The sequence below is a fragment of the Paraplanobispora takensis genome (genome assembly GCF_016863195.1).
Taxonomy (GTDB): domain Bacteria; phylum Actinomycetota; class Actinomycetes; order Streptosporangiales; family Streptosporangiaceae; genus Planobispora; species Planobispora takensis.
In genome coordinates this window covers 61,567-85,951 of record NZ_BOOK01000010.1, presented here as the reverse complement: position 1 = coordinate 85,951, position 24,385 = coordinate 61,567, and the positions used below count along the sequence as shown (strand labels likewise).

Genomic DNA, 24,385 nt, shown 5'->3' with positions numbered 1-24,385 from the left:
GTCCGCTCTCGGCGTACGGCTTGCGCCGGAGGTGAAATCCATGGTCCCGGCTCCCATGGAATGCGAAGAATGAGGCGGCATGAGAACTCTGGTTATCGGCGGCTCGGTCTTCCTCGGCCGGGCGATCGTGGAAGAGGCCCTGCGCCGCGGGCACGAGGTGACGACGTTCAACCGCGGGAAGAGCGGGAAGGACCTGCCCGGCGTCGAGGCGGTCAGGGGTGACCGGCAGTCTTCCGACGACCTGGCTCGGCTGGCGGGCGGCCGCGAGTGGGACGCCGTGATCGACGTCTGCGGCTTCGTCCCCCGGGTGGTCGGCCAATCGGTGCGCGCGCTCAACGGCAGGGCCGCCACCTACGCGTTCATCTCCAGCATCTCCGCCTGTTCCGACTGGCCGCGTACGGGCCCGACGGACGAGAGCTCCCCCCGTTTCGAATGCGCGCCCGACGCCGGTCCCGAGGACGGCGACTACGGCGTGCTCAAGGCGGGCTGCGAGCGCGCGGTGGAGCAGGGCTTCGACGGCAACGCCCTGATCATCGAGCCGGGGCTCATCCTCGGCCCCCATGAGAACGTCGGCCGGCTGCCCTGGTGGCTGACCCGGATCGACCGGGGCGGGAAGGTCCTCGCGCCGGGCGACCCGGAGATGGCCATGCAGCTCATCGACGCCCGCGACATCGCGGCCTTCACGCTCACCCAGGCCGAGGCCGGCACGGCCGACCGGTTCTTCGTCAGCGGGGTGGAGGGGAACGCCACCTACGCCGGTTTCCTCCAGGAGTGCCGGACCGCGACGGGCTCGGACGCCGAGTTCGTCTGGGTGGACGACCGGTTCCTGCTCGACCGCAAGGTCCAGCCGTGGACGGAGCTGCCGATCTGGGCCCCCCGCGACCCGGAGTTCGCCGGGGTCTGGCTGCCCTCCTCCGCCAAGGCCCGCGCGGCCGGGCTGACCTGCCGTCCGGTGGCGGAGACCGTCCGCGACACATGGGCCTGGCTCCGCGAGATCCCGGTGGAGCGGCGGCCCGCCGGCAACGAGCGGATGCGGCACGGCATCGACCCGGACAAGGAGGCCGCGATCCTGGCCGAGTGGGCGCAGGACCGGCTGTCCGGCTGAGCTCCGGCGCCGGCGACGGCGGTTCCTGGGACATCGCCGGTTCCGGGAGTGAAAGGTTCCGGAGGCGAAGAGCTCCGGAGGCGAAGAGCTCCGGGAGTGAACCACTCCGGAGGCGAAGAGCTCCGGGAGTGAACCACTCCGGAGGTGAAGGGCTCCGGGGGGCGAAAGGCTCCGCCCCCGGTGAGCGTATTTCTCCACAGACGCCCCGGCACCGCTCGCCTAGTTTGATCGGTGTCCGGCCTCGTCCCCCGAATGCCGGACAGCGGTCCATGCTCCCAGGGTCGCGGGTGGAGGGTGGTGCGGATCACCCTCCACCACTCGCGTGCCCGCCGTCCGCAACCGCTCACCGGAGCTTCACCGGCGGAACCCCGCTGACGGGACTTCACCGCCGGAACCCCACCGCCGGAACCTCACGCCGGGACTTCGCCGACGGGACTTCGCCGACGGGGCGGCACTGGAGACCTCCGGGTCCCGCGGAGGACACTGGAAGTTCCGCCGTACCGGATGAGGGATTGACGATGGCCGATCTGAGCGCGTTGCGCGAGAGCATGGTCGCGCAGGTGCGCGAACGCCGGATCAGCGACGCCACGGCGCACGCTCTGCTGACGGTGCCCCGGCACCTGTTCCTGCCGGAGGTCCCGCCCGAGACGGCCTACCGCAACGAGGCCATCGTGACCAGGCGCGACGCCGGCGGCCTGCCCACCAGCTCCTCGTCGCAACCGACGATCATGGCGATGATGCTCGACCAGCTCGACGTCCGCCCCGGGCAGCGGGTGCTGGAGGTCGGGGCCGGGACCGGTTACAACGCGGCGCTGCTGGCCCATCTGGTGGGACCCCGGGGCGAGGTCGTCAGCGTCGACATCGACCCCGAGGTGGCCCGGCAGGCCGGCGATCACCTGAAGGCGGCCGGATTCCCCGAGGTCACCGTGGCGTGCGCCGACGGGTTCGAGGGCTTCGCCGAGCGCGCGCCGTACGACCGTGTGATCGCCACCGTCGGAGTCTGGGACCTCGCCCCGGCGTGGCTGGACCAGATGGCTCCCGGCGGGCGCCTGGTCGTGCCGCTCGACCTGCGCGGGGTGCAGCGCTCGGTGGCGATGGAGCGCGAGGGGGAGCGCTGGACCAGCCGCTCGGTGGTGGCCTGCGGGTTCATGCGCATGCGCGGCCCCTCCGCCGGGCCCGAGCTGGTACGGATCCTCGACCGCGACTCCGAGCTGATGATCTTCCTCCCGGAGGCCCGGGACGTCGGCGACGTCCTCGCGGTCCTCGACGGGCCCTCGATGGAGATCTCCACCGGGACGAGCGCCGAGGAGGCGCAGCTCCTCGACGGGCTCGTCCTGTGGCTGGCGGTGCGCGAACCGCGCTGCTGCTCGCTGGCGGAGGCGCGTTCGGGACGGCTGCCGTGCCTTTCGGAGATCCCGGGCTTCGCGATCACCTTCGGCGTCGTCGACCGGGACGGCCTGTGCGTGCTGGGAACCTCCGGGACGGACGGCAGGCTGACCGTCCACGCCTACGGCCCCGGCGGCGGCCGGCTCACCGCCGATCTCCTCGTCCACCTGCGGGAGTGGGACGCGGCGGGACGTCCCGGGTCGGACGGCCTGCGCATCGACGCCCGCCGCGGCCCCCTGCCCGCCGACGGACGGCCCGTCGTCCCCGCGGGTGCGCAGGTCATCGGGAAACGCCACACCCACCTCGTCCTGAGCTGGACCTGAGAAGTCCCGAGCCGGGCGTGGAAGTCCCGAGCCGGACGTGAAAGTCGTGAGCCGGGCACGGAAGGCCCGAGCCGGACCTGGGATCCGGGCCCGCCGGACCGCCCGGGACACGGCTCCTCCGGCGCCGCCGACTGAAACCTTCCGGCAACCGTCCGGCACCGTGCGCGCACTGCCCGGAACCGATGCTATGTAGCTGAGATATCCGGTTTCAGCAGATGGCGGATGAGAAAGAGCAGATGAGTCAGACGTTTCCTGGAGCGGTTCGGACCACAGGATCTTCCTTCACGGGCAAGTCGCGCGGCTGGCTGGCGTACCTCCTCATCGGTGGCGTGCTCACCGTCGTCACCCCGCTGCTCACCGCGGTCCTGCCCGGTCCGGGTCTGGTGACCCTGGGACTGCTGCAGGCGGCCTCGGTGGCGGCCGTCGTCATCGGCGTGCGCCGCAACGGGCTGGCCGACCGGTGGTCCTGGCGGCTGATCACCGCGGCCGCCGCGGTCTCCTTCGTGGAGGGCACCCTGTTCCAGGGGATCGGCTGGTACTGGCTGCAGATCCCCGCCTTCGACGTGCTGTCCCACATCGGCACCCTGATCTCCTACGGCCTGGCACTGGCCGGGCTCGCGCTGCTGGGACTGGGGAGCGGCGGCTCGCGCTGGATCTCGCTGATCGACGGCGCCATCTTCAGCGTCGGCGTCTCGATGCCGTTCTGGACCTTCCTGGTCGATCCCCTGGTCGACCGGGGCGCGACCCTCGACGTCGACATCGTCATGGCGATGATCATCCTGGCCGTCGACCTCATCGTGTTCGGCATGGTCGCGCGGATGCTCTTCGACGGCGGCCGGCTGCCCTGGCTGGTCTTCCTGGCGGCCTCCTTCGCCCTCCTCCTCGTGGGCGACACCGCCAACATCCTCGACCTGGCCGGCGGGCAGCCGGGCGGCACGCTGGCCGTCACCGCCTGGCTGGGCTGGGCGCTGCTGATCGGGACCGCCGCGCTGCACCCCAGCCTGGCGGGTTCACGGCGGCGGCTGACGTCCTCCGCCCTCTCCGGCCGGGCGCGGGTCACCGTGTTCTTCGCCCTGGCCCTGCTCAGCCCGGTGGCCTGCACCCTGATCCCGCTGATCTTCAGGACCGACGAGCTCGTCAACCCCTACGACGACGTGGCGCTCATCCTGCTGACCGTGGAGATGGCCGTCCTGTTCGTGGTGCGGCTCAACATCATCGCCGGCGTGGCCGAGAGCCGCGCCGTCGCCCTGGACGAGCAGGCCGAGCAGCTCATCGCCCAGACGGCCAAGCTGACCGTCGCCCTGCACAAGCAGGAGTCGCTCCAGCGCAGGCTCTCGCACCGCGCCTCACGCGACCCGCTGACCGGGCTGGCCAACCGCACGGTGCTCAACGAGGCCCTCCAGGAGGCCCTGGCCGACACCGACGCCCCGCTCGCCCTGCTCCTGCTCGACCTCGACGGCTTCAAGGACGTCAACGACACCTTCGGGCACCCGGTCGGCGACGAGCTGCTGTCCCAGGTCGGCCGGCGCCTGCGCGGCATCGCCTCCACCGGCCACACCCTCGCCCGGCTCGGCGGCGACGAGTTCGCCATGGTGCTCCCCGGCGCCGACCTCGCCACCGCGACCGCCGTCGCCCAGCAGATCCTGCACGCCCTGCAGACGCCCTACCGCTGCGCCGGACGCGAGCTGCACCTCACCACCAGCATCGGCGTCCTGGCCGGCATCCCCATCGCCAGCTCCTCCGAGGCTCTGCGCGACGTCGACATGGCGCTGTACGCGGCCAAGAGCGCCGGCAAGAACCAGATCGCCACCTTCGACCCGGGCCTGCGCGAGGCCCGCATGGAGCACGCGCGCCTGACCACCGGCCTGCGCCAGGCCATCGCCCGCAACGAGCTCACCCTCAACTACCAGCCCGTCGTGGCCCTCGGCAACGGCGAGATCACCGCGGTGGAGGCCCTGCTGCGCTGGACCCCCGAGGGGGGAAAGCCCGTCCGCCCCGACGTGTTCATCCCCATCGCCGAGGAGACCGGGCTCATCATCCCGATCGGCCTGTGGGTGCTGGAGCAGGCCTGCGCCGACGCGCGCCGCTGGCACGAGGAGTACGGCATCTCGGTGACCGTCAACGTCTCCGGCCGTCAGCTGCGCGACGAGAGCTTCAGCGACGCCGTCCTGACCGTCCTGCAGCGCCACCGGCTCCCCGAGCAGGCGCTGGTGCTGGAGATCACCGAGAGCATGCTGCTGGCCACCACGCCCGCCGAGACCCAGCGCATCATCTCCGTCCTGGCCCTGCTGCGCGAGCACGGTGTGCGCATCGCCCTGGACGACTTCGGCACCGGGTACTCGTCGCTGGCCTACCTGCGCACGCTCCCGGTCGACGTCCTCAAGATCGACCGCTCGTTCACCAACGCGCTCACCGAGGCCGACCACCACCAGACCCACGCCTTCACCAAGGCGATCGTGGAACTGGCCGGCAGCCTCAACCTGCGGACGGTCGTCGAGGGCGTGGAGTCCGGCGAGCAGGCCGGCATCCTCCAGCGGATGGGATGCCCGCTCGCCCAGGGGTACCTGTTCTCGCCGCCGGTGCCCGCCCCGCGGATCGACGACCTGCTGCACCTCACTCCCTGGCAGGACGCCGCCTGAGATCCGGGGAGGCGCTCGTCTACGCTGTGGGGCCATGACGGCCCTGCATGAGATCGCCCTGCTCAGGATCGCGGCGCAGGGGCTCGCCGATCCGGGAGCCGCCACCCCGGCCGAGGCCGTCCGGAGGCTGGCCGCCGTACAGGCGCAGGACTACGGCGGGGCGCTCACCTCGGTCGCGCTGCGCACCCGGGCGCGCACCCGCCAGGCCGTCGAGGCCGCGCTCGACGCCGGTGAGATCGTCAAGTCATGGCCCATGCGCGGCACCCTGCACCTCGTCCCGGCCGGGGACCTGCCCTGGATGCTGGAGCTGTCGGCCGCGCGGGCGGTGACCGGCTCAGCCGCCCGCCGTGCCGGCCTGGGACTCGGCACGCCGGAACTCGAACGGGCCCGCGAACTGGCCGTGGACGCGCTGGCGGGCGGGCGGGGGCTGTGCCGCGATGACCTGGTGTCCGTGTGGCGGGAGGGCGGGCTGGCCACGGCGGGCCAGCGCGGCTATCACATGCTGGGCCACCTCGCGCGGACCGGGACGCTGTGCTTCGGGCCGGTGCGCGACGGCGAACAGCTGATCGTGCTGATCGACGAGTGGATCGCGCAGCCGCGGCGCCTCGGACGCGAGGAGGCCATCGGCGAGCTGGCCGGACGCTATTTCACCGGCCACGGCCCCGCCACCGTGCGGGACTTCGCCAGGTGGGCCGATCTCGGCGTCACCGAGGCCCGCACCGGGCTCGCGCTCGCCGCCCCCGGCTGGCCCGCCTCGACGTCGACGGTGCCGAGCACTTCATGGACCCGCGAACGCCCGACCTGCTGGCCGCCTGCCGGAGCCGGGCCCGGGGCCTCTTCCTGCTGCCCGGCTTCGACGAGCTCATCCTCGGCTACCGGGACCGCCACGCCGTACTGCCCGCCGAGTTCGCCCACCGCGTCTTCCCCGGCGGCGGGATCTTCCGGCCGACGGTCGTCAGCGACGGCCGCGTCGTCGGGACCTGGAAGCACACCGGCCGCGGCGCCCGCCGGACCGTCACCGCGACGCCGTTCGCCCCGTCTCCCGGCGGGGACTCCGCGTTCCCCTGGAAGATCGCCGAGGAGATCGCGCGGGCGTACGCGGCCCTGCCCTAGCGGGTCCGGGGGCTTTGGTAGCGTCGCCCCCATGCCGGATGATCCCTACACCGTTCGAGCCGGGGTCCCCTCCGTGGAGACCTACCGGACCCTGCGCCCCGCCTGCGGCCTCAGCCGGAAGTCGCAGGCCGCGGCCCAGACCGGGCTGGCCGCCACGTGGTACGGCGTGACCCTCCTGCACGGGGACGAGCCGGTGGGCATGGGCAGGATCATCGGCGACGGCGGATGTTTCTTCCAGATCGTGGACATCTGCGTGCTGCCCCAGCACCAGGGCCGGGGACTGGGCAAGCGGATCATGGCGGCGCTGGTGGCCGAGCTGGAAGAGCGTGCCCCGTCGACCGCCTACGTCTCGCTGATCGCCGACGGCGACGCCCGTCACCTGTACGAGAAGTTCGGGTTCACCGAGACCGCCCCCGCGTCCGTGGGCATGGCGCGCACGTTCTGACGCCGGCCTGGAGAGGAGTCACGGCCGGGTCGTCGGCGCCGTCCGTCCCCCCGGCGGGGTCGTCTCATCGAGGATCTCCCATTCGAGTTCACCGGCGACCGCCTCGGGCTTCAGATACCCCAGGGCACCGCCGGTCTCCAGGGAGTCCGCCGTGGCCTTCAGCAGGGCGTAGTACGAGCGGAACCGGAGCCCCGCCACCGACTCGAAGCCGATGCTCCCCTCGTGGTCGGTGTTCCCGACGTCGCGTTCCGCCGAGTCGATCACGAGATGGTCGCCCATCCCGTTGGCGCTGAAGGGGATCATGCGGCCGTCCCACCATTCCGAGCGCGGGTCGGAGTACTCTCCGTCGACCATGTCATCGGCGTCGATCTCGCAGAGGCTCCGCCAGGTCCGGTGGATCTGCCGGGTGCTCAGGTTCACCTCGCCCACGAAGCCGAACTCCCAGGCGTCCCCCGCGGAGACGCTCCCGTCGTGCCTCAGCAGCGAGGCGCGCAGGGCGTCGGGGAACCGCAGTCCCATCCCCGCCTCCGCCTCCGCGATCGCCTCGGCGCTTCCGGGGCGGCCGAGCGTGCGGTGACTCCGGGGGGCGTTGGCCCTCAGCCACGTCTCGATCCGGCGCCACTGCCGGTTCACCGCCCGGGTCACCTCCGGGCTGATCGGACGCACCCGCGGGGCGCCGGTCCCGGGCCGGCAGTCCGCGTCGGGAATCGTCCCGACGTCCGGGATCGGCTCCGGCTTCTCGCCCTCCGGGGCGGGCCGCTGCCAGTCCTGAGCGAATTGCGAGAAGCCTTCGTCGCTCAACCCAGGCTCTTCCCGCACGCAGGAGGCGGTGCCGTTCAGCGGGTTCTCGGTGCAGGTCTCACCGCTCGCCTCCCTCGAATGCCAGGTCAAGACCTCAATCTCCGTCACCGGCTCCGGATCCTTGGAGAAGACCGCGCTCTCGACGAGCTGTGCGCCGCCCGCCAGGAGCAGGAGCGCGAGCCCGGCGGCGCCCCAGCGGTTCAGGCGGCGCCGGGTGGCGTCGTCCAGCGGCTCTCGCGGCGGCCTTCCGAAGAAGTCCTCGACGCCGGAGCGGAAGGCGGAGGGCCCGCCGGCGTACCGTCTGAGGTCCTCCGGGGCGGGGACGCCGAGGATCGGGACGGGAGGCCACGGTGATACGGGGCCGGATACGAGGTCGCTCTCGGCGCGGACCGCGGTCTCGGCGATCACGCCGTCTTGACGGACCGGATCGGAAACGGCATCGCTTCGACGGGCCGGATCCTGCGCACGGCGCAGGCGCAGGCACACGGCCGCGATGACCGCCGCCGCCACGACAGCCGCGAGCGCGAGCCGTACCCCTCGGGAATCGATCAGTCGCCGCACGCCGGGCAGACTATCCGGAACCGGTCTCACCTCGATAAACCACTCTGCCGGTGAGAGCAGGTGAGAGCATCCGCACAATCGTTCAAGACCGGCGCCGCCGCCCACCGCTACAACTGTCGTGCCGCCGTCCCACCGAGGGAGGCGGCGGAGGTGGACGGATGGACGTGGGTTTCCTCGGCCTCGGGCTCATGGGCTGGCCCATGGCGCTCAACCTGGTCCGCGCGGGCACGCCCCTCGTCGTCTGGAACCGCTCCCCGGACCGGTGCGACGCCCTGCGCGCGGCCGGTGCGAAAGTGGCGGCGAGCCCCGCCGAGGTGTTCGAGCGGGCCCGCGTGGTGATGCTGATGCTGGCCGACGAGGCCGCGACCGACGCCGTGCTGGAGCGTGGGACGCCCCGGTTCGCGGAGAAGGTCGCCGGGCACGTCGTCGTCCACATGGGGACGACCGCACCCGGGTACTCGGCGGAGCTGGAGACCGACGTCCGCGACGCCGCAGGCGCCTATGTCGAGGCTCCGGTCTCGGGGTCGCGCGGGCCCGCCGAGGCCGGGCAGCTGGTGGCGATGCTCGCCGGCGAGCCGGAGGCCGTGGAGGAGGTCCGGCCGCTGCTGCGCCCGATGTGCCATGAGAGGGTCGCGTGCGGCGCCGTACCCTCGGCGTCGCTGACGAAGCTCGCGGTCAACCTGTTCCTGATCACGATGGTGAGCGGTCTGGCCGAGGCCGTGCACTTCGCCAACCGGCACGACCTCGATCCGGAGGTGTTCCTGCACGTGCTCGGCTCGGGGCCGATGGCCAGCGCCGTCTCCCGCACGAAGGCCGCCAAGCTGGTCGGGCGCGACTTCAGCCCCCAGGCGGCGATCACCGACGTGCTGAAGAACAACCGGCTGATCGCGGAGGCCGCCCGCCGCTCGGGTACGGCCTCGCCCCTGCTGGAGGTCTGTCTGGCCCTGTTCGGCGAGACGCTGGCGCTGGGACACGGCGAGTCGGACATGGCGGCCGTCATCCACGCCATCGAGGCCAGGACGTCCCCTGACCGTACGACCCGCTGAACGTACGGCGGTGAACGTCACGGCCCGGCGAGCCCCGCCGCCCACGCCGCCGGAGTGAGCCCGTACGTCCGCTTGAACATCCTGGTCATGTGGCTCTGGTCGGCGAAGCCCGCCTCCAGCGCGGCCTCCAGCGGCGGCGTGCCGCCGATCAGCAGCCGGCGCACCCGGTCGAGCTGCCGCATCGTACGGAAACGGGTCGGGCTGGTGCCGAACGCGGCGCGGAACTGGCGGGCGAGCGCCCAGCGGTCCAGCCCCGCGACCTTCTCGAGCTCCTCGATCGAGTGCCTGGTCACCGGGTCCTCCGCGATCAGCCCGCGCACGCGTGACAACGCCTCCAGCGCCAGCGTGGACCGCCGCCCCGGACGGGCGGCGGAGTGCCGCTCCAGCATGTCCGCGACCAGCAGCGTCATGTCGATCCGCTCGAAGTCGTCGAGCGGACCGTCGATGTCCCGCAGGCACGCCGCCAGCGGCGAGCGCGCCTCGCGCCGCCGTACGACCGGGTCGGCGACGAACGGCAACGGCCGCCCGCCCAGCGCCTGCTGTACGAGAAACGGATCGACGTGGAGGATCCGGTAGCCGAAGCCCTCCTCCGTCCCCGGCTTGCCGTCGTGCACCTCGTCGGGATGCAGGACGTGCCAGTCACCGGGCAGGCAGTGCCGCAGCTCGCCCCGGTAGCGGAACGTCTGCACCCCCGCCAGGGTCACCCCGATCGCGTAGGTGTCGTGCCGGTGCGGCGCGAACCCCTCACCGACCAGCGACGCCTCAAGGCGTTCGATCCCCGCCGTCCCGGAACCGAACCGCAGCCGGTGCCCGCCCGCCCCTCCGGCCAGGTGGCGCCGCAACCCGCCGAGACCGCCCGACTCACTGCTGTCGTCATCCCGCTGTCCCACTCCCCCAGGCTAACCTCCGGCCTCCGGGGCGCCCCGGCATGAGAGGATCGGCACCGTGCCGCGAGATGTCCGCCGTCTGCTGATCGTGCACCACACCGCCTCCCCCGCGCTGCGGGAACTCTTCGAGACGGTACGGCGGGGCGCCGCCACCGACGAGGTCGAGGGCGTGGAGGTGGTCACCCGCGCCGCGCTGCGCGCCACCGCCGTCGACGTGTTCGAGGCCGACGGCGTCATCCTGGGCGCGCCGGGCAAGGACGACCTGGCGGCCTGCCGGGAACTCGGCGCCACCCTCGCCGCGACCGTCGGCTCCGGATGACTCCCGGGACGCGCCCGCGGAACCGGCGGCTCCGCCGCACTTCTTGACTGAGATCGTCATCTACATGACGCTTTGCCCCGGGGATTTATCTAACGGGGAGCTGGAATCGTGCGCACTGTCCGTGGGATCGGTCTGTTATTGGTCGCCGCGACGCTCGGCGGATGCACCGGCGCCTCTCCATCCGCGGGGCCGTCCGGGGAGCCGCGCACGCCCGCCCCGCCGCCGTCCCCGGCTCCCTCGCCCACCACGGCGTTCGTGCGGGAGGGGCTGGTCGGAATCGCGCCGGCGCAGCCGTACCGGGTGGAGGTCAAGGCCGTCGAGCGCCATGCCGGGCGCACCGTACTGAGGCTGGACCTCATGACCACCATGAGCGAGAGCGCCGGCGGCGGAGGCGCGTTCGGGCAGGGCTGGAGCCCCAAGGACTTCTCCGACTTCCGGCTGCTGGACCCGGTGGGCAGGAAGATCTATTACACGCTGCGCGATTCCAGCAGTGAGGCGTTCGGCACGCGCCGGCTCTCCCCGTACGACTCCTTCGAGCCCGGTGTGCACTACCCGGTGCAGGTCTACTTCCCGCCGCTGCCGCCGCAGGTGAAGCAGCTGACGGTGCTGGCGGCGGGCGCGCTGGGCGAGCTGACGGGCGTGCCGGTCGTCGACGGCGCCCCGCAGACCGCCCCCACGCCGTCCGATCCGCAGGCCCCGAAGACACCGGGGTCGGTGTTCACCCTGCCGGTGGTGGAGCCGTCGGGCGATGTCTGGTCCCACTCGGATGACCTGCAGGAGTACGTGGAGACGCCGCAGAGGTCGAAGGTGCGGGACGGCGAGGAGGAGACGGTCGGGCTGCGGACCGACGTGCTGTTCGCGTTCGACAAGGCGGTGCTCTCCCCCAAGGCGGCCACGGTCCTGGACGAGGTGGCCGAGGAGACCCGCAGGCGGGCCGACCCCGCCAAACCGCCGATCGTCATCGAGGGGCACACCGACGACAAGGGCGAGCCGGGCTACAACCGGGCGCTGTCGGTACGGCGCGCGCAGGCGGTGGAGAAGTACCTGGCCGCCAGGCTCGGCACGGACTACGTCTACGAGTCCACCGGCAAGGGCGAGAGCGAGCCGATCGCCGCGAACGAGCTGGAAGGCCGGGACAACCCCCAGGGCCGCGCCCGGAACCGGCGCGTGGAGATCTCCTACAAGATCAGGCAGGAGACGCCCGGTTCGACCACGAGCCCCGGCCCCTCGGCGGGCGCCGGAACCGGCCGGGTCCATCCGCCGGCCCCCTTCCGCCCCGGCTCCGGGGCCGTGGTCGGCGGCTTCGACGTCGGCGTGCGGGGCGGAGGCAGACTGCGCGTCGACGTCCACCCCTACTACCGCGACGGCGCCTACCTGGTCGCCGTCTTCGACGTCACGGCCGTCGACACCGACCTGCTCTATCCCATCAACCCCTTCGAGGCCCCCTACGGCCGCAAGTTCACCGAAGGCGCGCCGTTCGGCGGCATCACCGCCGTGGACCCGGCCACCCGATCCCGGTACTTCGCCCTGCGCGACCACGACAACCAGTGGTTCGCCCACAGCCACATCGTGCCCCTGAGCAAGGGGCAGAGCAGCCGCTGGTACGCCTATCTCCCGGCCCCGCCGGACACGGTGACCAGCCTCACCTTCGACATGGAGGGCGTGGGCAAGGTCGACGACGTCCCCATCGCCTGAGGTCTCCCTCGCCCGGAGCGACTGAAACTTTCGGCCGCCTATTGACACATTTCGGCACCCTCTCCAGACTGCTTCTCGGCGGAGCCCCTCCTTCCCGCTCCCGCGCCGGGAGCGGGCGACAGGGCCGAGTCACGGGACCGGCCCCGGCCACGTCGTTCCCGCCCGGACATCACCGCCCCGGACATCACCGCCCCGGACATCACCGCCCCGGACATCACCGCCCCGAACAGCGCCGAAGGACATCCCGATGCCGTCCCAGCCTGACTGCTCCGCGTTCGACGCCGACTCCCTCATCCGGCGGAACCGCACCGCGGCCGCCGTCCTCACCGTCACCGTGGACGGAGTGCCGTCAGCCGGCCGGGACGTAATCGTCAGGCAGCGGAACCACAAGTTCCTCTTCGGCTGCATCGGCTTCGACTTCATCCCCCTGGCCAACGGCGAACCCCTGCCCGATCCCTCCGCCGCCCCGAGGAGCGGATCGGAGCTGCCGGACGAGGCCGTCGCGGTGCACGACGAGGACCTGGCCGAGCGCTGGCTGGAGCTGTTCAACTTCGTCACGCTCCCCTTCTACTGGGGACGTTTCGAGCCCGTCCGCGGCCGGCCGGACACCGAGCGGCTGCGCAAGACGGCCCGGTGGTTCGCCGACCGGGGCTGCGTGGTCAAGGGCCACCCGCTGGCCTGGCACACCGTCACCGCCGACTGGCTGCTGGAGCTGCCGAACGAGGAGATCCTCCGCGAGCAGGTGCGCCGCATCCACCGGGAGGTGACCGGCTTCGGCGGGCTGATCGACATGTGGGACGTCATCAACGAAGTCGTGATCATGCCGGTCTTCGACAAGTACGACAACGGCATCACCCGGATCTGCCGGGACATGGGCCGCATCCCGCTGGTCAGGACGGTCTTCGACGCGGCGCGCGAGGCCAATCCGAACGCCACGCTCCTGCTCAACGACTTCGACATGTCCACCGCCTACGAGTGCCTGATCGAGGGCGTACTCGAAGCGGGCATCAAGATCGACGCACTCGGGCTGCAGAGCCACATGCACCAGGGGTACTGGGGAGAGGAGAAGACCCTCGCCGTCATCGACCGCTTCGCGCGCTACGGGCTGCCCATCCACTTCACCGAGACCACCATCGTCTCCGGGCAGATCATGCCGCCGGAGATCGAGGACCTGAACGACTACCGGGTCCCGGAGTGGCCGACGACGCCGGAGGGCGAGGAGCGCCAGGCCGAAGAGATCGTCCGCCACTACAAGACCCTGCTGTCCCATCCGGCGGTGGAGGGGATGACGTACTGGGGCTTCTCGGACGGCGGCTGGCTCGGCGCCCCGGGAGGCTTCGTCCGCCTCGACGGCACGCCGAAGCCCTCGTACGAGGCCCTGCGCTCGCTGGTCAAGGGCGAGTGGTGGCTGGAGCCGACCACGATGGCGGCCGATGACGACGGAGTGGTCCGCTTCAGCGGGTTCCTGGGCGAGTACGAGGTCTCGGCCGGAGGCAGGACGGCGACCTTCAGGCTCGACGAACCGGGGGAAACGGCGATCAGCGTGGCGCTGTGATCCTCGCCGGCCGCCGCTGCCCGCCGGTCACGGCTGGGAGTGCTTCTTTCGGCCGCCCGGGCCGCCATGGGGAACGGGCGGGGGACACCCCCCAGGGCCCCCGCCCGTGCTCGTGGGATGGATCGCCGGTTGCCGGCGGAGATCCGGGCCGTCAGGCGACGACCAGGGACTCCGCGGCGAACTCGCGACCGGCGACGATCTCGGAGACGAACCCGTCGGGGCCGACGGGCCGGTCGCCGATCAGGGTGACGCGGTGCAGCGTGCGCCGTACGTCGAGGTGGTCCAGGTCGGTGGGGGCCAGGTGGGCGGTGGCGCGGTTGTCCCAGAAGGCGACGCCGCCCGGCGCCCAGCGGAACCGGACCGTGTACTCGGGGCGGGTGATCTGCTCGTAGAGCAGGTCCAGAATGCGCCGGCTCTCCTGGGGGGAGACACCGACGATGCGGTCGGTGAAACCGGGGTTGACGAACAGCGCCCGCTCCCCGGTCTCCGGGTGGACCCGTACCACGGGGTGGACGGAGATCAGCAGGTTGTCGTTGATCCGCTTGAGCAGCTCGCCGTCCTCGTCGGTGGTCTGGTAGCCGGCCAGGAAGCGGTGCTCGGCGCGCAGGCCGTCGACGAAGGAGCGCAGCGGCCCGGACAGGCCCTCGTAGGCCGCCACCAGGTTGGTCCACTGGGTGTCGCCGCCGAACTCCGGGACGGTCTCCGCCCGCAGGATGGAGGCGGCGGGCGGGTTGACCGCGGCGGTGACGTCGGTGTGCCAGCCGGAGTAGTAGGAGTACTGCCGCTTGCGGTAGAGCTCGCGGTACTTCGCCCCGTAGCGTTCCTCGTAACGGAGCGGGTCGATGGTGAGGATCTGCGGGAACTCCTCCGGCGGCGCGTCCTCGTGCGGGTGGGCGTGGGTGAGCTCGCCGAACTGGCGGGCGAAGGCGATCTGCGAGGAGTGGTCGAGGGTCTGGCCGCGGAAGAACACGACCTTGTACGCGAGCAGGGCCTGGCGGATCTCGGCGACCGTGGTGGGGTCGAGCGGGTGGGAGATGTCGATTCCGGTGATCTCCGCGCCGATGTGCCCGGCGACGCGCCGGATCTCGAGGGTGCTGGTGGTTGCCGGCATGTGATGGCCTCCTGAGTTCTGATGCCGCCGGGCGTGTCCTAACCCGGCACGGGACGGTGCGAGCCGGTCGGGCCCGGCACCGGGGAACGGAGGTGGCGGGACCCGGAGGTCACCGCATCGCACACAGGGCGCTCGCCTGCCGCCGGAGGTCGACGTGGCGGCGCGAGGTCAGAAGCTCGCTGCTCACGTCTCCGACTCTGAGCCATATTTCCCTATAAGTCAATAGGAAATACATGAAATCGTGCGCCTCTTCGACCTACGCCGCTCGGCCCACCCTCCAAGGCCTGGCTGTCGTCTCGTGGCGGACAGTCGGAACGCCGAACCGCAGGGCTGCTTGAGAGGCGAACAACCACGACCGGACCTGCAGGAAAGCCGCTTATCAAATGCTGTGGGGTGATCGCCCACCATGAGGTGGCAAGTAATACCGGTGATCGTGCTCGGACTGACCGCTCCGCCTGCCCCCGCGCAGGCGACCGGGGTGGATGTGGTGGCTGCCGTGAAGCGGCTGCAAAGCCGGGGGCCGCGGTGAAGGTCCATCAGAGGTCCGAGGCGGGATGGCCGCCGACGTGAAACGCCAGGTGATCACCCAGCCCCGCCCTCTGCGGTTCCTGAAGGAGGACGCCGCCAACGGCGATCGGCGGGCGGCCGACCAGGTCAAGATCGCATCAGCGGTGCACCGGATGCGCACGCTCGGCGGCCGGCTCGATCCGCATGTCGGCAAGATCTCCTTGATGTGGGGCATCGGCACCGACCATAGGGGTGTGCCGGTAACGGTCACGACCGTCTGGCGGACGGGCCCCGAGTCGCTGCCGGGGGAGGCGTCGCCGCCACCCGGTACGGCTGGGATGTGAAGGCCTCCATCTCGGCCCCGGCCACCATCGGAGCCGGGCGGGATCCCTACAGCGACGAGCTGGTGGATGCCTTCGGTGTCCAATCCCGGTGACGTTCCCTGAGTCTGCGGACCTCACCCGGCCGAACGCCCTCGTCGACATGCAGCCCACTCGTCGGCTGAAGGTGGACGAGGACCATGCAGTTGCCCTTGTCCTCCGTGTAGGTGGCGCGGACCCTGTACTCCCCCGGGTCGAGATCGATGACGAGCCTGTCGTCGGGCTCCAGCTCAGCGCCGGGAATCACGGAGTCGAAGAGCACGACCGCCTCCCGTACCCGCCAGATCAGGTCTTCGTCATCGTCCCAGTCGGGCTGTTCTGCGAGAGCTCGCCGGGCCGCCGTGATCAGCTCGGCTTCGAAGTCCGCCGCAAGCCAGCGTACGAAAAGGCGTTCGGCCGCCAGATAGGTCGTCATGGCCGGCTCGTCGCCGAGCACCAGAGCCTGCTGCGCACCGACGGCGACGAGACCGATGAAGCCCTCGACGGCACAGGCACGACCATAGTCACCCCGCGTCTCCACGGGACCGTCGTTGTCGTCCGCACCCGCCCAGGTGTCCAGCTCGGACCCGGGAACGGCGATCAGCGGCCCTCCCCCGCTCTCGACCCAGGGGTACAGCACAGACGGCCTCGCCCTCATCGGCCCGTCCACGGAAGGCAGCGGCCCTGACACGACTGCTCGGCCATGGTCACACGGTATCTCCCTGTTCGAGGCCCTCTCGGAGAGGACGTCAGAGGTCGCAGTACGTCCGTAGTGCGTCTGGGGCGTCAACTGGCAGAAGCTCTACCCCGGTGCCACGCTCTCTGTCGCACGGGTCCTGAGACCGGACATCGCATGGTGCGGGGTCTGCCAGGCTGGTGGACATGGCCGTGACGCACCAGTTCGCCCGGGTTTCGGAGCAACAACTGGCTTCCTGCCGGGCACCGGTTGAGGAACTGGATCGGCTCTGCTCTTTTGCGACGGCTCCTCGCTCTGACTATCTCGATCTGGACTGGGCACCGGGGCCGCTCCTGCGCGTCGGTGAACTGGCTTGTGCCGATCCCGGCGTCCTCGCCGCCCTACGACGCGCACTGACCGGGGACGAGGAGGTGAACCCGGCTTACCGGGATCACCCCGCCACCGTGTGGGAACACCCGGTCACCACGTTGACCTCTGCCGCCGTCGCTCAGGTGGCACAGATGCTGCCGGACGCGGAAGCAGCGATATTGGCCGCGCTGTCCTCACCCGGCGGGGAAACCCTGGCCGTGGCCGGCGAGCTTCTCCCTGGCGTGGACCGCCCTGGGGAGTATCTGACGCGGCACCTCGCCGCGCTGCTCGATTTCTATGCCGGGGCCGCACATCATGAGCTGGCCGTGGTCGTGTGGTGGGACTGACCTCTCCGCCTTCGGAGACCTCCGAACCGGGGGTTCACCTTCCGGTCCTGGGCGCGCATGCCGCTTCAGTCTCACTCCAGAGGCGCTCGAAGCTGCCGAGACAGGTCGCTGCCGCGGTACCGGTCCCGCTGTGGGCCAGGTAGACGACCGGTGCCTCGGGAGCGCGGGTGCCGTGAGCATGCACGTTGATCAAGAGCTCATCTGCGCGGTAGATCGAGTCGTACAACACCGTCGGCACAAACCCGAGGACGCGCCGTCCCGCACGACGCGCGGCAACCTGATCCGCCGCGACTACGTCGACGCCGACATCCTCAAGCCCGCGATCCTCGCGGCCGGGGTGCCGGCGGATATGACCTTCCACGATCTGCGGCACACCTTCGCCAGCACGGCGCTCGCCGAGGGTGTCCCGATCTCCGAGGTGTCCCGATGGCTGGGGCACGACATGTGAGCGTCTGGCCGAACTTAAGCCCATTTGGAGCAGCTGCCTCAAGAACACGGTCAAGCCGCCACCCCTCTCGCTCGATACGGTCTATCGCTTCAGTGGCCTCCCATACAGTCTGGCTCTGGTCCATTTTCTTCATGCTGACCGCGATGCGCACCACGTAGACCTGAAACCCGCGTTCCACTGCGCTTCGCGCGTCACGAGAGAGCTGAGCCAGTTCTTCGTCATCGTTGTCGCCGAACAGCCCCGAAGGGACCGCCTCCGGTTGTTGAGGATGCGCTGAATCATGTGGTCAAACGATGCCAATCCCTACATCGTTCCGGCTTTGGCGAGTGCCCTCGCACGCATTTCCCACTCGCTTGATCGTCCCGTCTGCCATTCTGCAGGACCGGTACGGCTGGCGCTGGCGGTGGAGGGCACCACGGCGTGAGCGGGCGCTGTACCGCCTCGGTGAACTGACTCCTGCCGAGGCGGCGCAGGCCCGGCCGATCGCCACCGGAACCGAGGTCCCGGCACTTCTCCCGACTGCCGTCACCGCAGCAGCTGATGCGGAGTTCCCGACGGCCCAAGCGGTCCCGCTGCCCGTGATCCCTCCGGACGGCGAGGTGCACGCACCCGACGAAGGCCCCGGTGTACCCGACGACGCACCGGATCCGGGTCCCGGCGGACTCACCGAGAACCCGGCCGCACCCGAGGCGGCTCCCGCCGTACCCGGGGATGCGCTCGACGAGGACCCGCTGCACCAGGAAGCGGTGCGGCGCTACTCCGCCCTCGTCACGTCGGGCGAGGTCCCGTCACTGCGCACCGTGAAGGCCGACCTCGGCGTCCGGCGGGACGCAGTGCCGGTGGAGCGGCGCAGCCCGGTTGCCGGTCAGTGAAGTCGGGCTCGGGAGCGAACCGGTTCAGGATGTCGTCGGGGTGGCGTCGGTGACCTTCCCGCCGGGGATGCAGCAGGCGGTGGTGCCGCAGCAGGCGTCGCCGCCGGCGGTGATCGCGGCGCTCTTGCCGAGGGTGTCGGCGTCGGCCTTGACCACGTAGACCTCCCAGGGCTCGGCGCCGGGGCCGTGGACCCAGACCTTGTCCTGCACGGCGTAGCAGCAGGAGGTGTCGTTCTCCTCGAAGGTGGCCAGGCCGGCCTGCTTCAGGCGCTCGATCGCGGCGTCGACCTCCTCGGTGGAGGCGACCTCGACGCCGAGGTGGTCCAGGCGGGTGTCCTGGCCGGTCTCGCCTTCGATGAGCACCAGTTTGAGCGGCGGTTCGGCGATGGCGAAGTTGGCGTAGCCCTCGCGGCGCTCGGCCGGGGCGGCGCCGAAGAGCTTGGGGTAGAAGGCGATCGAGCCCTCCAGGTCGGCGACGCGCAGGGCGAGCTGGACACGGGACATGACGGTCTCCGGGTCGGCGAGCCCGTTTCGATGTCTATCTATACAGTCGAGGTTGGCATGCGGAATAGATGGGGGTCAACATAGAGGCGTGTCGAAGCAATTCCTTCCCGCGCCTGACCAGACCGTAGGGTGCTGTGCGCCGCTGGCGCGGGAGCCGATAGGCGCCGAGCAGGCGGCCGGGGTGGCGCGGGCGTTCAAGGCGCTGGGCGACCCGGTCCGACTGCGCATCCTGTCGATCGTGTCCAGCCACGTCGACGGCGAGGCGTGCGTATGCGACCTGAGTGCGGCCTTCGATCTGACCCAGCCCACCATCAGCCACCACCTCAAGGTTCTCAAGGAGGTCGGGTTGCTCACCAGCGAGCGGCGCGCCTCGTGGGTGTACTACCGGGTGGTTCCCGAGCGACTGGCTGAACTGTCAGCACTGCTGAGCCTGCCGACCGGCGCGGTCACGTGATCCCGCTACCGCGCCGGCTGCTGGCCGAGTTCATTGGTACGGCGCTGCTGGTGACGGTGGTGGTCGGCTCCGGGATCATGGCCCAGACCCTGTCGCCGAATGACGTGGGGCTACAGCTGCTGGAGAACGCCCTGGCCACGGTGTTCGGCCTGGGCGTTCTGATCGTCGTGCTCGGGCCGGTCTCCGGCGCACATTTCAACCCGGTGGTCTCGGCCGCCGAGTGGTGGCAGGCACGCCGTACCGGCACCGGGCTGACCGCCCGCGAGCTGGGCGCCTATCTAGTCGCGCAGACCGGCGGGGCGATCGGCGGGGCGGCGCTGGCCAACGCCATGTTCGACAAGCCCGCAGTCAGCTGGGCGGCCACCGAGCGGTCCGCGAGCCACCTGTGGCTGGGCGAGGTGGTGGCCACCGCGGGGTTGATCCTGGTGATCTTCGCTCTGGTGCGGGCCGGCCGCACCACGGTCGCGCCGGTGGCGGTGGCGAGTTACATCGGCGCGGCCTACTGGTTCACCTCCTCCACCAGTTTCGCCAATCCTGCTGTCACGATCGGGCGGGCGTTCTCCGACTCCTTCGCCGGCATCGCCCCGGCCTCGGTGCCCGGCTTCGTCGTCGCCCAGTTGGCCGGCGGGCTGATCGGCCTGCTGCTGGTGACCGGCTTGTTCGGCCGCGCTCCGGCGGGCGAGGAGCAGGGGGCGGTCATGCCGCATCCGGCGTCGCGACCGTGACCGGCCGAACTCACCCTTCACCGGCCGCACCCGGGCGGCCTGCAGAGAGGAACCTGAGAGATGAGTGACAAGCCCAGCGTGTTGTTCGTGTGCGTGCACAACGCCGGACGCTCCCAGATGGCCGCCGGCTGGCTGGCCCACCTGGCGGGCGATCGCATCGAGGTCCGCTCGGCCGGGTCCGCTCCGGCTGAGAGCATCAACCCGGTCGCGGTCGAGGCGATGCACGAGGTCGGCATCGACATCACCGGCGCGAGTCCGAAGATGCTTACCACCGAGGCCGTACAGGACTCCGACGTGGTCATCACCATGGGCTGCGGGGACGCCTGCCCGTTCTTCCCCGGGAAGCGTTACGAGGACTGGAAACTCGACGACCCGGCCGGACAGGGCATCGAGGCCGTACGGCCGATCCGCGATGAGATCCGCACCCGCGTCGAGCGGCTCGTCGCCGAACTGCTGCCCGCCTGAGGCGTTCCCCTGACGGTTTATCCGGTGAGGACGGATGGCAGGGCCCGGAGGGCGAGCAGGATGCGCAGCATGCTGGCCGTCACGGCCAGTGCCGTCGGCCAGGCCGGGACGGGACCCACCGTGACGGCCGTGAGCGACATCAGGACGTCGAGCGCGATGAGCGCGGCGAGAGCACCCACGGTCATCGCCCGGCCGCGGCGGTAGGAGCGCCGTTCCCGGATGGTCATGAGCAACAGCGCGACCGTGGCCATCAGCGCGCCTCCGTACAGGAGCTTTCCTGCGGGCGGGACCGGCCAGGCAAGCGCGTGGGCGGTCAGCAGGGCCGTACCCCACAGGACGGCCATGATCGGGCCGGTGGCCAGCAGCAGCAGGGCGACGCGCCGCTGGGGTGCGTGCCGCAGGAAGGCGGCCGTGATCGTGTCGGCGTCGCCGAAGTCGGTGACGGCGGCGTAGGCGGCGCGGTCGGGATCGCCGCACTCGTCGAGCCGGCGCTCGTAGGTCTCCCAGAGTCCGTCGGCGAGCTCCGCGGCCGCCGGGGCGGGCAGCCGCGCGGCCAGGGCGTCGAGTTGCGCGGTGATCAGGGGGTGGCCGGCCATGGGCGGGCCTTCAGGGCGAAGGTGACGGCGGTGGCGAACTCCTGCCAGCCGGCCCGCTGGTCGCTGAGCGCGGCGTGCCCGGCCGCGGTGAGCCGGTAGGTACGGCGGCGGCGTCCGTTGGCGACGGCCCAGGTGCCGCTGATCAGCCCGGCGCCCTCCAGGCGGTGCAGGGCGGGATAGACGGTGCCGGTGGGCAGGTCGATCCGGCCTTCGGTGACCTCGCGCAGGGCCTCCTTGACCGCATACCCGTGCAGCGGCCCGTCCTCCAGGGTGGCCAGGAGCAGACCGTCGAGGTGACCTTTGAGTGCCTCTGCCCGCATAGGTAGTAACGCTATATCGGGCCTTTCGGGCAGGCAAGCGCCGGAGTAGTGTTGCTATAGGTAGCAATGCTACTCATGGAGGTCGTTATGGACGACATCCTCGGCCTGCCGATCCCGGACGCCGGTCCGGCCTTCCTGGCCGCACTGGCCGTCCACGTCCCGGCCGGGCTGATGGGTGTGGCCGGCGGCGCGGTCGCCATGCTGGCGCGCAAGGGCGGCACCGTGCACCGGCGGGCCGGGCGGGTCTACCGCTGGAGCCTGACGGCGGTGTTCGCCTCGATGGCCGTCATGGCGGCGCTCCGCTGGCAGCACACCGCCCACCTGTTCGCCATCGGCTGCCTGGCCTGGACGGCGATGCTCACCGGCTACCGGAGCCGGCACCGCAGACCGCGCCTGCACATCCTCGGCATGGGCCTGTCCTACATCGCCCTGCTGACCGGTTTCTATGTGGACAACGGCCCTCATCTGCCCGGCTGGGACCGCCTTCCGGCGTGGAGCCACTGGGTGCTGCCCACCATGATCGGGGTGCCGATCCTGCTGCGCGCCCTGCGCATCGGCCGAACGGGGAAAGGGGTGACACGATGATCGTGCGGCTGGCGGACGCCGCCGGGGGTGATCGCGCCGCCGCCAAGCTGGGCGACGGCCCGTTCGCGGTGCGCTCCTCGGCGGTGGCCGAGGACCTGTCCGAAGCCTCCTACGCCGACGGCACATCCGCCGATGACCGCCGTCGCCGCTGGGAGCGCTACCGCCGCCTGGCCGCGCCACCGGGCCGGTACGCATCGTCCACGGCCCCGAGGACTTCGCCGAAGTCGCTCCCGGAGACGTGCTGGTGGCCCGCTCCACCGCGCCCGCCTGGACTCCGCTGTTCACCAAGGTCGTCGCGGTGGTGACCGACGGCGGCACGCCGGCGGCCCATGCCTCGTTGATCGCCCGCGAGTACGGCCTGCCCGCCGTCGTGGCCACTGGGGAGGCCACCGTACAACTATGCGACGGCCGGCGCGTGACGGTCGACGGCACCCGGGGCACCGTCACCCCAGCGGAGTGAGACCGGACATGCCGACCCAGCAGTATGCCCCGGGTGGCCAGGTGGTGATCACGATGGAGAGGCGCGTCATAGTGTGGCGGGCTCGGCCAGCGGGGCGAACAAGGCGCCAAGCCTGTTCACCGCCTCGGGGATGATGCGGTAGTAGACCCAGGTGCCGCGCCGCTCACCGTCGATCAAGCCCGCGGTGCGCAGGGTCTTGAGGTGATGGGAGATGGTGGGCGCGGTCAGGTCGAAGGCACCGGTCAGATCGCACACGCACGCCTCACCGCCCGCATGCGAGCCGATCATCGACAGCAGGCGCAGCCGGATCGGGTCGGCGACCGCCTTGAGCATGATCGCCAGCTCGGCCGCATCACTCTCCGACAGCGGCTCACGGGCGATCGGCGCACAGCAGGCAATCGTGACGGCGGTCATACGGGCTCCTTACTTTGAAACTCATCGAAATCATACGCGATGGTAGGCGACCAGGGCCGAAGCCGCGATCACGCAAGCCAGCGCCACCGCGCCCATCACCCAGCCGTAGCCGGCGACCGGGAGCAGGACGGCGGCGAGCAACGGGGCGCCGGCCTTGGCCGCCATCACCGGCAGGGCCAGCGCGCCGCTGATGCTGCCGTAGGCACCGGCGCCGTACCGCTCGGCCAGCAGGGCGGGCCGGGCGATGGTCGCCACCCCGAACCCCAGGCCGAACAGCGTCACCGCGCCGATCGCGCCCGCCGGGCTGCGGCCGACGATCGGCAGCGTGAGGGCGGCGGCGCCCTGCAGAGCGAAGATCGCGGCGGTGACCAGCGCGATGGGCAGGCGGGCTGACAAGGCGGTGCTGATCAGGCGGCCGGTGACCGACAGCACGCCCAGCAGCCCGGCCGCCCCGGCGGCGAAGACCGGCGCGTGGCCCAGGGCGATGAGGTAGGCGACCAGCAGCACGGCCATCACGGCGACTGCGCCGGTCTGGGCCAGGAACGCTCCTGCCAGCAGCCAGAACGCCCGCCCGCGTATGGCGGTGCGCACCGGTTCGGAGCGGCGTGGTGCGGCCGATGGGTCGGCCCGCTCGCGGGCATGGTCGCGGCCGGGCAGGATCAGCGCGTGCAGCGGGATGGCCAGGGCCGCGTAGGCGGCGGCGAGGATGAGCAGGGTGGTGCGCCAGTCGAAGGCGGCGACCAGCAATCCGGTCAGCGGGAAGAACACGCTGGAGGCGAACCCGGCCACGATGGTGATCGCCAGCAGCGCCTTCGCCCGGCGGGCGGGTGAGCAGACGGCGATGACGACGGTGAAGGCCGCCTCATACAACACCAGGGCCGAGGCCAGGCCGACCAGCAGCAGCGCCGCATACAACTGGATCAGCGTGGTGACCTGGGACCAGGCCAGCACCGCGGCCGCGCCGAGCACGGACCCGGCCGTCATCGGAGCCCGGCCGCCGCGGGCGTCCAGCAGTCGGCCCACCCACGGGGCGGCCAGCGCCGTGCTCAGCACCGAGGCCGTCAGTGCCCCGGCGATCTGGCCGGTGCCGGCGTGCAGGTCGCGGCTCATGGGAACCAGCAGGACGGCGAAGGCGTAGTACAGCACGCCGTACCCGGCGGTCTGAGTGATCGCCAGCGCTGCGATCAGCCGCGTGCCGTACCGGCCCCGGCTGCTGCCGCTCCGGCCGCTGACGTCGGCCGGGACGGCAGCGGCGGAGCCCGTCGATGAACTCACCTTGCGCACGCGATCTTCTCCTG

At 71.2% G+C, this 24,385-nt stretch carries 27 protein-coding genes and 1 pseudogene; 18 read left to right on the top strand and 10 right to left on the bottom strand.

Annotation, left to right across the window (positions count from 1 at the left end; all coding sequences use genetic code 11):
- Positions 1–79: 79 nt before the first annotated feature.
- The 5 genes and pseudogenes from Pta02_RS07990 (at position 80) to Pta02_RS42285 (ending at position 7,011) form a co-directional block, all read left to right on the top strand.
- A complete protein-coding gene (locus tag Pta02_RS07990) occupies positions 80–1,105 on the top strand; it encodes an NAD-dependent epimerase/dehydratase family protein (protein WP_203874051.1) in 1,026 nt (341 codons plus the stop codon).
- Positions 1,106–1,623: 518 nt separating this feature from the next.
- On the top strand, positions 1,624–2,814 hold the full coding sequence (gene fxlM / locus Pta02_RS07985; protein WP_203874050.1) for a methyltransferase, FxLD system: 1,191 nt from the start codon (positions 1,624–1,626) through the stop codon (positions 2,812–2,814).
- Between the two features lie 329 nt (positions 2,815–3,143).
- Complete coding sequence (locus Pta02_RS07980; protein WP_203874049.1) at positions 3,144–5,453, top strand: putative bifunctional diguanylate cyclase/phosphodiesterase; 2,310 nt, start codon at positions 3,144–3,146, stop codon at positions 5,451–5,453.
- Positions 5,454–5,487: 34 nt separating this feature from the next.
- Positions 5,488–6,566: pseudogene (locus tag Pta02_RS41090) on the top strand (winged helix DNA-binding domain-containing protein).
- Positions 6,567–6,597: 31 nt separating this feature from the next.
- Entirely contained in the window at positions 6,598–7,011 is a 414-nt protein-coding gene (locus Pta02_RS42285) for a GNAT family N-acetyltransferase (RefSeq protein WP_203874047.1), read from the top strand.
- An 18-nt stretch (positions 7,012–7,029) separates the two neighbouring features.
- On the opposite strand, the gene Pta02_RS07965 is transcribed toward Pta02_RS42285, so the two are convergent.
- The gene (locus Pta02_RS07965; RefSeq protein ID WP_203874046.1) at positions 7,030–8,373 is read right to left on the bottom strand and encodes an SMI1/KNR4 family protein; all 1,344 of its coding nucleotides are present in this window, start codon (positions 8,371–8,373) and stop codon (positions 7,030–7,032) included.
- Between the two features lie 158 nt (positions 8,374–8,531).
- Here Pta02_RS07965 and Pta02_RS07960 point away from each other — a divergent pair, with 158 nt between their 5' ends.
- Positions 8,532–9,419 (top strand): NAD(P)-dependent oxidoreductase, encoded by an 888-nt coding sequence (locus Pta02_RS07960; protein WP_203874045.1) that lies wholly within the window; start codon positions 8,532–8,534, stop codon positions 9,417–9,419.
- A 17-nt stretch (positions 9,420–9,436) separates the two neighbouring features.
- Here Pta02_RS07960 and Pta02_RS07955 read toward each other — a convergent pair whose 3' ends face one another.
- Positions 9,437–10,309: an AraC family transcriptional regulator gene (locus Pta02_RS07955; RefSeq protein WP_239129861.1), complete on the bottom strand. Its 873-nt coding sequence runs from the start codon at positions 10,307–10,309 to the stop codon at positions 9,437–9,439.
- A 55-nt stretch (positions 10,310–10,364) separates the two neighbouring features.
- Here Pta02_RS07955 and Pta02_RS07950 point away from each other — a divergent pair, with 55 nt between their 5' ends.
- The 3 genes from Pta02_RS07950 to Pta02_RS07940 all read left to right on the top strand — a co-directional run bounded on the left by Pta02_RS07950 (position 10,365) and on the right by Pta02_RS07940 (position 13,875).
- The gene (locus Pta02_RS07950; protein WP_203874044.1) at positions 10,365–10,625 is read left to right on the top strand and encodes an NADPH-dependent FMN reductase family protein; all 261 of its coding nucleotides are present in this window, start codon (positions 10,365–10,367) and stop codon (positions 10,623–10,625) included.
- Between the two features lie 108 nt (positions 10,626–10,733).
- On the top strand, positions 10,734–12,320 hold the full coding sequence (locus Pta02_RS07945; RefSeq protein ID WP_203874043.1) for an OmpA family protein: 1,587 nt from the start codon (positions 10,734–10,736) through the stop codon (positions 12,318–12,320).
- Between the two features lie 247 nt (positions 12,321–12,567).
- Positions 12,568–13,875, top strand: coding sequence for an endo-1,4-beta-xylanase (locus Pta02_RS07940; RefSeq protein WP_203874042.1), 1,308 nt, complete (start codon positions 12,568–12,570; stop codon positions 13,873–13,875).
- Positions 13,876–14,026: 151 nt separating this feature from the next.
- On the opposite strand, the gene Pta02_RS07935 is transcribed toward Pta02_RS07940, so the two are convergent.
- The gene (locus Pta02_RS07935; protein ID WP_203874041.1) at positions 14,027–14,986 is read right to left on the bottom strand and encodes a TauD/TfdA dioxygenase family protein; all 960 of its coding nucleotides are present in this window, start codon (positions 14,984–14,986) and stop codon (positions 14,027–14,029) included.
- A 109-nt stretch (positions 14,987–15,095) separates the two neighbouring features.
- Entirely contained in the window at positions 15,096–15,221 is a 126-nt protein-coding gene (locus tag Pta02_RS42280; protein WP_373872351.1) for a putative leader peptide, read from the bottom strand.
- A 319-nt stretch (positions 15,222–15,540) separates the two neighbouring features.
- Here Pta02_RS42280 and Pta02_RS07930 point away from each other — a divergent pair, with 319 nt between their 5' ends.
- Positions 15,541–15,837, top strand: a complete 297-nt coding sequence (locus tag Pta02_RS07930) for a hypothetical protein (RefSeq protein WP_203874040.1) — start codon at positions 15,541–15,543, stop codon at positions 15,835–15,837.
- Between the two features lie 46 nt (positions 15,838–15,883).
- On the opposite strand, the gene Pta02_RS07925 is transcribed toward Pta02_RS07930, so the two are convergent.
- A complete protein-coding gene (locus tag Pta02_RS07925; protein ID WP_203874039.1) occupies positions 15,884–16,492 on the bottom strand; it encodes an Imm21 family immunity protein in 609 nt (202 codons plus the stop codon).
- Positions 16,493–16,734: 242 nt separating this feature from the next.
- Between Pta02_RS07925 and Pta02_RS07920 the strand changes: the two genes are divergently transcribed.
- The 3 genes from Pta02_RS07920 to Pta02_RS07910 all read left to right on the top strand — a co-directional run bounded on the left by Pta02_RS07920 (position 16,735) and on the right by Pta02_RS07910 (position 18,564).
- Positions 16,735–17,244, top strand: a complete 510-nt coding sequence (locus Pta02_RS07920) for a hypothetical protein (RefSeq protein WP_203874038.1) — start codon at positions 16,735–16,737, stop codon at positions 17,242–17,244.
- 178 nt (positions 17,245–17,422) lie between these two features.
- Positions 17,423–17,692 (top strand): tyrosine-type recombinase/integrase, encoded by a 270-nt coding sequence (locus Pta02_RS07915; protein WP_203874037.1) that lies wholly within the window; start codon positions 17,423–17,425, stop codon positions 17,690–17,692.
- A 353-nt stretch (positions 17,693–18,045) separates the two neighbouring features.
- Complete coding sequence (locus tag Pta02_RS07910; RefSeq protein WP_203874036.1) at positions 18,046–18,564, top strand: hypothetical protein; 519 nt, start codon at positions 18,046–18,048, stop codon at positions 18,562–18,564.
- A gap of 24 nt (positions 18,565–18,588) precedes the next feature.
- Here Pta02_RS07910 and Pta02_RS07905 read toward each other — a convergent pair whose 3' ends face one another.
- Complete coding sequence (locus Pta02_RS07905; RefSeq protein WP_203874035.1) at positions 18,589–19,068, bottom strand: ArsI/CadI family heavy metal resistance metalloenzyme; 480 nt, start codon at positions 19,066–19,068, stop codon at positions 18,589–18,591.
- 88 nt (positions 19,069–19,156) lie between these two features.
- Between Pta02_RS07905 and Pta02_RS07900 the strand changes: the two genes are divergently transcribed.
- From Pta02_RS07900 to Pta02_RS07890, 3 genes are read left to right on the top strand one after another with little or no spacing between them, the layout of a single operon-like run.
- Positions 19,157–19,522, top strand: coding sequence for an ArsR/SmtB family transcription factor (locus tag Pta02_RS07900; RefSeq protein ID WP_239129856.1), 366 nt, complete (start codon positions 19,157–19,159; stop codon positions 19,520–19,522).
- On the top strand, positions 19,519–20,247 hold the full coding sequence (locus Pta02_RS07895) for an aquaporin (RefSeq protein ID WP_203874033.1): 729 nt from the start codon (positions 19,519–19,521) through the stop codon (positions 20,245–20,247). Before Pta02_RS07900 ends, Pta02_RS07895 begins: the two co-directional genes overlap by 4 nt.
- Before the next feature lie 60 nt (positions 20,248–20,307).
- Positions 20,308–20,712 carry an arsenate reductase ArsC gene (locus Pta02_RS07890; protein WP_203874032.1) on the top strand — a complete coding sequence of 135 codons (405 nt, stop codon included), beginning with the start codon at positions 20,308–20,310 and terminating at the stop codon, positions 20,710–20,712.
- Between the two features lie 17 nt (positions 20,713–20,729).
- Here the strand turns inward: Pta02_RS07890 and Pta02_RS07885 are convergent, their stop codons facing one another.
- Together Pta02_RS07885 and Pta02_RS07880 are read right to left on the bottom strand one after the other, a co-directional pair.
- Positions 20,730–21,308 carry a hypothetical protein gene (locus Pta02_RS07885; RefSeq protein ID WP_203874031.1) on the bottom strand — a complete coding sequence of 193 codons (579 nt, stop codon included), beginning with the start codon at positions 21,306–21,308 and terminating at the stop codon, positions 20,730–20,732.
- Positions 21,290–21,628: a PadR family transcriptional regulator gene (locus Pta02_RS07880; protein ID WP_203874030.1), complete on the bottom strand. Its 339-nt coding sequence runs from the start codon at positions 21,626–21,628 to the stop codon at positions 21,290–21,292. The genes Pta02_RS07885 and Pta02_RS07880 overlap by 19 nt, the downstream gene beginning before the upstream one ends.
- Before the next feature lie 87 nt (positions 21,629–21,715).
- On the opposite strand from Pta02_RS07880, the gene Pta02_RS07875 reads away from it, so the two are divergent.
- Positions 21,716–22,213 carry a DUF2306 domain-containing protein gene (locus tag Pta02_RS07875; RefSeq protein WP_203874029.1) on the top strand — a complete coding sequence of 166 codons (498 nt, stop codon included), beginning with the start codon at positions 21,716–21,718 and terminating at the stop codon, positions 22,211–22,213.
- Positions 22,214–22,451: 238 nt separating this feature from the next.
- Entirely contained in the window at positions 22,452–22,673 is a 222-nt protein-coding gene (locus Pta02_RS07870) for a PEP-utilizing enzyme (protein ID WP_373872350.1), read from the top strand.
- Between the two features lie 66 nt (positions 22,674–22,739).
- On the opposite strand, the gene Pta02_RS07865 is transcribed toward Pta02_RS07870, so the two are convergent.
- A complete protein-coding gene (locus Pta02_RS07865) occupies positions 22,740–23,087 on the bottom strand; it encodes an ArsR/SmtB family transcription factor (protein WP_203874027.1) in 348 nt (115 codons plus the stop codon).
- A 30-nt stretch (positions 23,088–23,117) separates the two neighbouring features.
- Entirely contained in the window at positions 23,118–24,362 is a 1,245-nt protein-coding gene (locus Pta02_RS07860) for an MFS transporter (protein WP_239129849.1), read from the bottom strand.
- Positions 24,363–24,385: the final 23 nt, after the last annotated feature.